The organism is Roseomonas sp. TS2 (genome assembly GCF_058833935.1).
The window spans coordinates 1-8,920 of sequence record NZ_JCACVY010000181.1 but is presented as its reverse complement, the minus strand read 5'-3'; the positions used below and the strand labels follow the sequence as shown (position 1 = coordinate 8,920).

Below are 8,920 nucleotides of genomic sequence, written 5' to 3'. Positions count from 1 at the left end.
GACCGATTGCCAGACCACCTCGTAGAGGCTGAAGCGCTGGTCGGTGCCGAAGACGGCGGAGGCGGCCTCGACGTTGAGGCCCTGGCGGAAGCCGCTGGCCATGCGGTCGGTGCCGGCGCGGGCCAGGATCAGGTTGCCGTCCGCGCCCTCATAGGCGAGCAACGCGGAATGGCGTGCGACGCGCTCGATGATGTCCCACGGGCTCTCGGTCAGGATGACGTTGAACTGCGGCACGGTCAGGCCGTCGCCATCGGGCGCGGTGACGCTGATGCCGAAGGGGGCGGCAAGCTGGGCGGCGAGCGCCTGGGTGCTGGCCAGCATGAGCTGGCCGTGGGCGTCGCGCAGCCAGGCGGCGCAGTCGACCAGGTCCTGGCAGCGGCCGCGACCCAGCACGCGCAGGCGGTGCGTGCTGCGGTCGATGCTCGGGCAGTAGCGGTCGATGTAGCCGGTGACCACGACATCCTGGCCGAGCAGCACCTGGCAGGCGCTGCCGGGGCGCGCGGTGACGCCATCCAGCTCGCCGGGAAAGCGCTCGGTCAGGGTGATGTCGAAGTCGCTGGGGCAGCGCTCGATGCCGCGCGAGACGCGGATCTCCTGCCAGCCCGACAGCCGCCGGCCCTCGACCAGGAGCGTCAGCTCACCATCGTCGGGCATGGAATGTCCTGTGGGTGCCGCGTCGCCGGCGGGCGCCGGCCACGCTTGCGGAGCGGGTTAAATGTAGCTACGTTTAATGGGTGAGGATCACCTTCGACGCCGCCAAGCGAGAGAAGACCCTGCAGGAGCGGGGACTGGACTTTCAGGATGCGGCGAAGGTGTTCGCGGGCCTGCACGCCACAGTGCCCGACGACCGGATGGATTACGGTGAGGCCCGCTTCATCACGGCGGGCTATCTGGACAGCCGGCTCGTGGTCTTTGTCTGGACCCCCCGCGGCACCGCGCGGCGGGTCATTTCCATGAGGCACGCCCATGCCAAAGAAGAACACCGCTGGCGCGTCCACCTGGGTGGACCCGGATGATGCGCCCGAGCTGACCGACGCGTTCTTTGCCAAGGCCGAGGTACGGAAGGGCGAGACGGTGGTCCGCCGCGGCCGTCCCACAGTGGCCAATCCCAAGGTGCAGGTGACGCTGCGCCTGGATCAGGATGTGGTCGAGCGCATGCGGGCGACGGGGCCACGCTGGCAGAGCCGGATCAATGCGGCCCTGCGCAAGGCGCTGGATCTGCCCAAAGCAAGCTGAACCACGCTACGTGTAAGAGCGCATTCTCTAATTTTATTTCGCTTCACTCAATATAGAAAATTCTATCCTGCCATAGCAGTTGAACATGGCCACATAATGACCGATTTCTTTTCCAAGCGATTGGGCTGTGAATTGTACTGATATAACATCTTCAAATTTCTTAAGAGTGTCGATCTTAAAATTAACATTCTCTATAACAGTTTTCTGTCTTGATCTAAGTTTTCTATTTTTAAAATCATTTTCTACGTCGGAGAGTAATTCATGATGATCCTCACGTAAGCAACTAGTTGCAGGATTTTCGCTGCTTGTATTTGCGTTTCCGCTACTCATAAAAGCCATTAAAATAATAATACTTCGTATCAAATTCCACATCGATACCTCCTACCAAACGGCCTCTGAGTGGGTCAGAGATGACGTGGCCTAGCCGATGAGGTCCCGACTGACGTCGTCGGGCACATAGAAGGCCACCCCTTCCAGGACGTAGTCAGGCAGTTCGTCGAGGATAGCGTCCCGCTCTGCCTCACTGCTGGTGTAGTGATGGTCGCCGGTACGGCTGTTAAGGAAGCGATAAACCTCAGTCAGACCTGCACCATCCTGCATCGAGGCATGGAATGCTGTTCCTTCTGCTCGGAAGGTCGGCAGATTCGCCGTGACGTTGTCACGCTCACCAACATCGGCTGTGTAGAAGTGGCTTCCGGTCGAGATGTCGTAGAAGCGCCAGACCGCGACCGCGCCCTTGGCTGAGGCATTCATCGAGATGAAGCCTTCGCCCTCGTAGGTCATGGAAGGCATCGTCTGCATGACGTGGTTGCGCTCGGCAGCGCTGGTTGTCAGGAAGTGCGCACCGTTGGCCGCGTTGTAAAAACGTGCAGCCTCATCGCCCAAGAAGCCGTCCCTGTTCAAGATGGTGACGGTTGCGCACTCCTGGTTGATGATGTCGGTGTTCCAGGGAGGCAGCGCAGCATTACCTAAGGTATTCGTGGCTTCAACAATCCGCAGCGTCAGATCATCGCTGGCTACTCCATCTGGAAGATCGCCGACGAGCATACTGATCGTCTTCCGGACGTCGCCTAGCTTGAAATCCATGTCGATGTACTGAGTGACCGTTTCGCCGGAGGCACTGCGGGCTTCCCATGCAATCTTTACCGCGGTGCTTCCCAGAATATCACCGTCACGAACTACCTCGAACTCAGCGTAGGATTGGCCGGTATCATAGATGGCGTCACGAAGCGCACGGATAGACACGGCGGGAACAGGATCATCGTTGATGATATCGAGGGTGATCTGGGTGCCGCCATACTGCGATTGTGAAATCCGGTCCTGAGCAACTCCCTCAACTTTGATTCCAGTCACATTCTGGCCCAGGCGGAAGTTGAGTGCAGTCGTTATCGCAACGTTGAAAACGTCTCCATCGGGCATCTTGAGGTCGAGGTAGACAGGATCTGTGCTACCCGCCTTGAAATGGATAAAAGTCGGTTTTGCCCAGTCATTCAGGTTGGGAAGAAGCGCATCATTTAAATAGCTCAGATCCCGAGGAGTGACCTCTATCACCATGTCCTTCGAGAAATCTGTTCGCTCAAAAACCCAACGCATCACCCCGCCTTCTGGTGTGCTGGGGCTGTTAGATTCCGTGCCTGACATCAAACGGGCTGTGACGTTGGGTAGATCGTTATCAGCGATCTTGTACTTGTAGGCCGCTGTGGCTTCCGTCCCATCAGGAGCCAGGAAGGTGTCAGACGAGTCCTTGTGCTTGTGGATGATCCACGATGTCTCCTGATCCCAGATGGCAGTCAGTTTATCATCGCGCAGAGTAAGAGTAACGATCGTCTCGTACTCTCCTATTCCCATCCACCCTCCAAAACCCGTAGGATGGTAATTCGTCAGGGTTGTGTCCGCACCGGCTGGTGCCATCCCCCAGAATGACACAACGCTTGCATCCTCACGGGTGAACTTCCAGCGGATCACGCCACCCTCATCAAGCTGCCTGAAGCCATTCGGCAGCATCTCGCCGAGTGTTCCATCGGCCATCGTGCTGAGATCGGTGACAATGATTTTTGGCATGGTGTCCATTTAGGCCGGATGTGGCAGCCATATGCGCTCGCAAACGGCTTTACAGCGTAAGCTACGCCACATGATCTTCAGACGATCTCAAAATTTTAGAGAGTTGCAAGTATCTGAGATTATCAACTCTGGGATGAATTAAAGCGCGTGTTTAAGCACGGTTGAGTGCCTGAAACACCGGCGGCATGAAGTTCAGGTCCTCCGCGTCGGCGTAGGCCGCGAGCTGCTCAGCGCGGTCGATGTCGCGGTACAGCCGGTAGGCGTGCACCAGCGCTGGCAGCGGCCCTGGCACGCTGACCGTGCGCAGCGCCGCCAGATCCGCCGCACGGCGCGTCAGGTCCTGCTGCACCGCGCCGCGGAGCGCCCGCAGTGCGGCGAGGCTGGCATCGTCGCCAAGATCCCCGGCCACCAGCTCCTCTGCCTCCAGCAGGCCGCAGAGCTGGTCGCGCAGCGCCACAGCCTCGTCGTAGGAAGCCGGGGTGCTGGCGGCCGCGGCACGCGCCATGGCGACCACCGCGGCGCGGCGGCAGGCTGCGCCCACCGCCGCCTGCATGGTGGCCATGGCTCTGCCCACTGTACCGCCACCAGGACTCTCGCCGGGCGTGAACCTTGCCAGCGGCGCCAGCAAGGTGATCTGCGCCGCTGGATCCGGTGCGATGCCGCGCAGGGTGGCGACCAGGTCCTGCAGGCCTTCCGCAAGGTCGATGGTGGTGCTCATAGCCGATCCGCCAGGGTGGTGATGTCGCTGACCGCCTGGCCGACCGCGTGCTGCGTGCGGGACACGCGGGTGAGCTGGGCATTGACGGTGTTGGTGGCGCGGTCCAGCGCCGCCAGCGGGCTCTTCGGGCCGGTCAGGAAGCGGCTCACCACGCGGTCGGCGCCTGGCACCAGACCACTCGCTGCGCCGAGTAGGTTGCGCGCGTCGAGCGACAAGCGCGTGACGGTCGACGTCCAGCCGCGCAGCGTGCGCCGCGCCTGGTCGGCCGCCGCCGCGCCTTGGCGCAGCGCCGCGCCGGCCTGGGCCGCAAAGTCGCCCACCGCCGCCTGATCCGCCGCGTCGGCGGCGGCCAGGATGGAGGCGAGCCCATCCTGGCCGAACTCCGGGTAGACCCGCTCGCCCGCCTCCAGGAACTGTAAGGACAGCTCCACCACCCGTCCCAGATCGTGGCGCGAGGTGGTGGCGAGGTTGACCAGGCTGACCTGGCGCAGCCCGAGGGTTGGGTGCATCAGCTCCCCCGGGCCTTCCCGCTCCGCCGCCTCGATCATGCGGTCCTGCTGGTCGAGGCAGTCGTCGCCGACCAGGAAGCCCAGCACGGAAAGGCGCCGCATGCCGCGGCCAAGATCCTCGACCCAGGCGGTGTCGCGGTAGGGGTATTCGTGCGGCGCCACGCGGCGGCTCACCTGGGTGTCGGTGTGCCAGACCGCAAAGGGCAAGCCGCGCCAGGTGGCCGGGCGCAGCGCGTCCTGCCAGCTCATGGCAGGCTGCCCGGCATGGCGCGCTCGACGCGCACCCCGCCATTCGGGTCGCGCGTCGTGGTGGTGGCGGTCACCCCGGCCGGCAGGCCGGAGATGCGCAGGTCGATGCGCTGCGGCGCCGCGGCGGGCGCCGCAGCGGATGGCGCAGCCGGCCCTTGCAGGCGTGGCAGCAGCCCCTCGGCGGTGCTGGCGCGGGCGGCTGCCTCCGCCTCGGCCCGGGCCGGGCGCTCGTAGCGGCGGGAGACGGTCGCGGCGGCCTCGGCGGCACTCTGCGCGGCGCGCAACGCATCGCCGGCCGCGCGCTCCCGGCCCGCGGTCAGTTCATGCTGCACGAAGGCCAGCTGGTCCTCGAAGCTGCTCTCACGGATGTCCTTGCCGGCCCAGAGGCGGAAATCCTGCAGGCGCGAATCCCGCCACTGGGCAATGCCGTGCGAGGCGCCGCCGTCGCCCACGGCGCGGTGGTTCAGCCCCGCACCGCTCTCATGGCGCAGATTGGCCACCAGGCCGGCAGCCTGCTCGGCTGACCAGCCCTGGCTGCGGAAGTAGGCAAAGGCCTGGCGCTGGCGGTCGCCCGGCGCCTCGTTGCCATGCCCGGGCAGGGCCCCGGACGCCGCTCCGCCGCGGGCACCAAAGCGCTGCTGGGCGCCGCCGCCGGGGGTGGTGTTGCGCCGGAGGCCTTGCACAAAGGCGCTGAGCCAGCCAGTCAGCTGGTCATAGCCCGCCTGCCGGCCCCGCTCGCGCTGGGCTGCATAAGCCTCATGGTCGAGGCCGAGGGCGCCATTGATGGCACGTTCGCCAAAGAGCCCGGCGCCCATCGCGCCCGCCGCGCCGAGCCCCGCGCCGCCCATCATGCGGGCCATCCAGCCCGGCGCCCGAAAGGCGCCGATGGCGGTGAGCGAGGTGGCGATGGCGGCCAGCGGCAGAACCAGGTTGGCGGTCAGCACCGCGCCCAGGCCGATGGCGGCCTTTTCCCAGCCGCCCATCGCCTCCACCATGCTGGTGATGCCGGTGACGATGTCGCCGATGCGCGCTGCGATGTCCTGCAGCCCGCCCTCGGAGACAAAGCGCTCGGCCGCCGCGGCGAGGCGGGTGACCACCTCCTCGACGCGCTGGGCGATCAGCTCGCGGTTGGCGGCAATCCAGCCGGTCAGCCGCTCCAGCATGGGGCCGATGACTGGCGCTAGGCGCTGGGCGACGCTGTTGACCAGCCCCTCGGCCGCCATCTTGAGGCGCTCCTGGGTCTGGGCGAACTTTGCCCCGATCTCCGCGCCGCGCTCGGTGATGACGCCAAAGCGCTGGGCATCCTGCTCCCAGCGGCGGAGGCCGGCCGAGCCCTCCTTGAGGAAGGGCAGCATGCCCTCGGGCAGGCGCAGCGCGCTCAGCACCCGCGCCTGCAGGCGGGGATCGGCGATGCGGGCGATGCCGTCCGCCACCTCGGGCAGCACATCGGTCGCGCTGCGGGCCTGGCCGGCGGCATCACGCATGCGGATACCGAGCAGGCCAAGGTACTGCAGCGCCGTGGTGTCGCGGCCGCCCACCGCATCGGAGAGGGCATCGCCCAGGCCCTGCAGGCCCTGGGCCACCGCCTCGGCCGAGACGCCGGCCAGCCGCCCCGCATTCTGCAGCGCGGTGAGGCTGGAGACGGTTGCCATCACCCGGTAGGCGGTGGTGCCCATCTGGGCGGAGAAGGCCGCCCAGCGGCTCGCCAGGCCGATGACGCCGGCGATGCTGGCGGCGCCGGTGATGGCGGAGAGCGGCGGGACGATCTGCGCCATGGAATGCGCCACGCGCCGCGCCGCGCCGGAGAGGCGGTCGAACTGGCTCAGGCTGCGCAGCCGGCTGCCGGCCTGGCCGAGCTGACCCTGCAGGCGGGTGACAGTCGCGGTGATGCGGGCGATGGGCGCGGTGATGCGGTCGACCGCGCTGAGCGTGACCGAGAGGGTGCCGGCGGCGGCCGCCATGTCAGGATTCTCCGGGTTTCGCGGCCTTCAGCCGCACCGCCTCGCGCGCCCACCAGAGCAGGCGGGTGACGGGCAGCTTCTCCGCCTCGAAGGGACCCCAGCCATAGGCTAGGGTCACGGTGGAGATCAGCCCTCGCCAGCCTTCGCCAGGGAGGGCGGCGAAAAAGACGCGAAGTGCTCGCTGGCCCGCTCGATCACCCGCTGCGGCAGACGGTGCGCCGCCGGCATGGGGATGCTGGCGTTCAGCGAGATCAGCGTCAGGATCTGCTGCACCGCCTCGGTCTGCTTGCCCATCGCCAGCAGCTGGCCGGCGGTGGGCTCGCTGACGACGATGCTGTCGTAGGTCTTGCCGCCGACCTCGAACGGGGTGAAGCGGATCCGCAGCGGCGGCTTCTCCTCGATGACGGTTTCTTCGTCGGTGTAGATGTCGTCCACGATCAGCCCTCCCGCACGTCTTCGCCTTCGAAGCGCACCGCGAAGGTGGCTTCGGTGGAGTCCACCTCGGCGGCCTCGACCGTCCACAGGCCGGTGCCGCTGATGCGCTTGCCGTTCGCCAGCTGCAGGGTGACCGAGACGTTGGTCATGTCCTGGAAGTCGGCGACGTTGAAGGTGCCGTCATCGCGGATCGTCGCCGCGATGAAGCCCGGCTTGGGGGTCTCGGAGTAGCCGCTGATGCCGCGCATGCTGGCGAGCGTGGCGCGCGTAACCGAGGAGACGCCGTACTGCGGCTGCGACACCACCTCGTACTCGACGCCCTCGATCCAGAGCCAGACGAGGCCTGCGAGGCGGCGCGAATTGTCGGCCATGGATCAGGTTCCCTGGCTGGAGTTGCGGGGCTGCACGACCGCGGCGAACTGGCGCAGCTGGTCGATCGGCACGATGGGGATCAGCCCGTCGACGCGGCAGCGGTTGGAGGCATTGCGCTGGACGTCCAGCGCAGCGGCGAAGGCCTCGTAGTCCTGCACCAGGCCCTGGCGCTCCAGGAACCGGTACCGGCCGAGCAGCGCGTCGCGGATGATGCTGGGCGTGACGATGCGCGAGCCCGGCCGGGCACCGGTGCCGTCATCGGCCAGCTTCATGCGGCCGAAGGTGGTGGTCACGAAAGCTCGCAGGTCGCGGATCACCGCCATCACCACGAACATCCGCTCGACATAGAGCTGGCTGTCATCGGCCACGCCGGCGGCGTTGCGCTGGTAGGTGGTGATGATGGTCTCGGTGGTGACCGTGCCATCGTCGCCCACCGTGTGGGTGCTCATGCCGTCGAACAGCAGCACGTTGCGCTCGCCGATGGTGAAGCGCTTCTCCGCCGGCGGGGGCAGCACGTCGAGCGGCAGGCCGTGCAGCGGCAGGCCGGGGTCGGCGCGCAGGCTGACGGCGAGCGCGCCCACCAGGTTGGCGGCCCAGATCGCCGGCGGCGTCGGGCTGCCATTGGCCGGCATCACCGTCAGGTGCGGGTCGTTCTGCGCCAGGCCGAAGGTGGTGGCGTCGCCCAGCGTGCCGGCGGTCGCCGCGAAGGCGTGGCCGTACAGCATCCGGTCCCAGGCCCAGCGCGCGGCCAAAAAGGCCCGGATGGAGGCAAGGGAGGCGCTGTCGGTGAACGGGCAGACGATGAAGTCGAACGTCCGGTCGCCCAGGTTGGCCAGCGCCGCGTCGAGCGCCGGGTTGGTGGTGCCACCCGTCATCTGGGTCACCGTGACGCCGAGGCCGGCCGGGGTGACCTCGCCGCCGGCGGCGCCGCGGTAGTTCAGCATCAGCGGCAGCTGGTTGCCGTTGAGGCCCTTGTTCTTGGCGGTCAGCATCACCGTGCCCGTCGCGGCCGCGGCGGTCACCGGCAGGTCGGGCTGCGCGGTGATGGCGGCCGCCAGGGCGGTGGCCAGCTGCGCCGGCGTCTGGCTCGGCACCACCAGCATCTGCACCCGCTCGCCGCCCACATAGAGGTTCAGCGTGCCAGCGGCCGTGGCGGCGGTGGTGAAGGCCACCGATCCCGTGGCCGCAACGCCGGCGCCGGCATCGGCCAGCGGCAGCAGGTGCAGCTCGCCGAAGCTGTCGCGCCGACGATAGGCGGCCGCCATGCGGGCCAGCTCGGAGCCAGCACCGGCGGCGCCGCGGCGCCACTCGGCGCCCTGGTCGATCACCGGCAGGCCGGCGGGCAAGGTGCCGGCGGCGGTGATCTGCCCGATCACCAG

Annotated in this window: 10 protein-coding genes; 2 read left to right on the top strand and 8 right to left on the bottom strand. The window is 66.9% G+C overall.

Annotated features, from left to right (window positions below; genetic code table 11):
• A partial coding sequence (locus tag ACZJYS_RS20275) for a phage baseplate assembly protein (RefSeq protein WP_493180107.1) occupies positions 1 to 654 on the bottom strand: 654 nt, incomplete at its 3' end.
• Between the two features lie 80 nt (positions 655 to 734).
• Here ACZJYS_RS20275 and ACZJYS_RS20270 point away from each other — a divergent pair.
• Together ACZJYS_RS20270 and ACZJYS_RS20265 are read left to right on the top strand one after the other, a co-directional pair.
• A complete protein-coding gene (locus tag ACZJYS_RS20270; RefSeq protein WP_493180106.1) occupies positions 735 to 1,016 on the top strand; it encodes a BrnT family toxin in 282 nt (93 codons plus the stop codon).
• Positions 967 to 1,236 (top strand): BrnA antitoxin family protein, encoded by a 270-nt coding sequence (locus tag ACZJYS_RS20265; protein ID WP_493180105.1) that lies wholly within the window; start codon positions 967 to 969, stop codon positions 1,234 to 1,236. The genes ACZJYS_RS20270 and ACZJYS_RS20265 overlap by 50 nt, the downstream gene beginning before the upstream one ends.
• Positions 1,237 to 1,656: 420 nt before the next feature.
• Here the strand turns inward: ACZJYS_RS20265 and ACZJYS_RS20260 are convergent, their stop codons facing one another.
• The 7 genes from ACZJYS_RS20260 to ACZJYS_RS20230 form a co-directional block, all read right to left on the bottom strand.
• Positions 1,657 to 3,306: a hypothetical protein gene (locus tag ACZJYS_RS20260; protein WP_493180104.1), complete on the bottom strand. Its 1,650-nt coding sequence runs from the start codon at positions 3,304 to 3,306 to the stop codon at positions 1,657 to 1,659.
• Between the two features lie 142 nt (positions 3,307 to 3,448).
• Complete coding sequence (locus ACZJYS_RS20255) at positions 3,449 to 4,015, bottom strand: hypothetical protein (protein WP_493180103.1); 567 nt, start codon at positions 4,013 to 4,015, stop codon at positions 3,449 to 3,451.
• The gene (locus ACZJYS_RS20250) at positions 4,012 to 4,773 is read right to left on the bottom strand and encodes a DNA circularization N-terminal domain-containing protein (protein ID WP_493180102.1); all 762 of its coding nucleotides are present in this window, start codon (positions 4,771 to 4,773) and stop codon (positions 4,012 to 4,014) included. The genes ACZJYS_RS20255 and ACZJYS_RS20250 overlap by 4 nt, the downstream gene beginning before the upstream one ends.
• Positions 4,770 to 6,734 carry a phage tail tip lysozyme gene (locus ACZJYS_RS20245; RefSeq protein ID WP_493180101.1) on the bottom strand — a complete coding sequence of 655 codons (1,965 nt, stop codon included), beginning with the start codon at positions 6,732 to 6,734 and terminating at the stop codon, positions 4,770 to 4,772. Before ACZJYS_RS20245 ends, ACZJYS_RS20250 begins: the two co-directional genes overlap by 4 nt.
• Before the next feature lie 126 nt (positions 6,735 to 6,860).
• The gene (locus ACZJYS_RS20240; protein WP_493180100.1) at positions 6,861 to 7,169 is read right to left on the bottom strand and encodes a phage tail assembly protein; all 309 of its coding nucleotides are present in this window, start codon (positions 7,167 to 7,169) and stop codon (positions 6,861 to 6,863) included.
• Between the two features lie 2 nt (positions 7,170 to 7,171).
• Entirely contained in the window at positions 7,172 to 7,540 is a 369-nt protein-coding gene (locus ACZJYS_RS20235) for a phage tail tube protein (protein ID WP_493180099.1), read from the bottom strand.
• A gap of 3 nt (positions 7,541 to 7,543) precedes the next feature.
• A partial coding sequence (locus ACZJYS_RS20230; protein WP_493180098.1) for a phage tail sheath subtilisin-like domain-containing protein occupies positions 7,544 to 8,920 on the bottom strand: 1,377 nt, incomplete at its 5' end.

Bases quoted from the DNA above. Each gene is read 5' to 3' on its own strand.
- ACZJYS_RS20265 (WP_493180105.1), top strand. From the start codon at position 967: ATGCCAAAGAAGAACACCGCTGGCGCGTCCACCTGGGTGGACCCGGAT.
- ACZJYS_RS20255 (WP_493180103.1), bottom strand. From the start codon at position 4,015: ATGAGCACCACCATCGACCTTGCGGAAGGCCTGCAGGACCTGGTCGCC.
- ACZJYS_RS20250 (WP_493180102.1), bottom strand. From the start codon at position 4,773: ATGAGCTGGCAGGACGCGCTGCGCCCGGCCACCTGGCGCGGCTTGCCC.
- ACZJYS_RS20245 (WP_493180101.1), bottom strand. From the start codon at position 6,734: ATGGCGGCCGCCGCCGGCACCCTCTCGGTCACGCTCAGCGCGGTCGAC.
- ACZJYS_RS20235 (WP_493180099.1), bottom strand. From the start codon at position 7,540: ATGGCCGACAATTCGCGCCGCCTCGCAGGCCTCGTCTGGCTCTGGATC.
- ACZJYS_RS20260 (WP_493180104.1), bottom strand. From the start codon at position 3,306: ATGGACACCATGCCAAAAATCATTGTCACCGATCTCAGCACGATGGCC.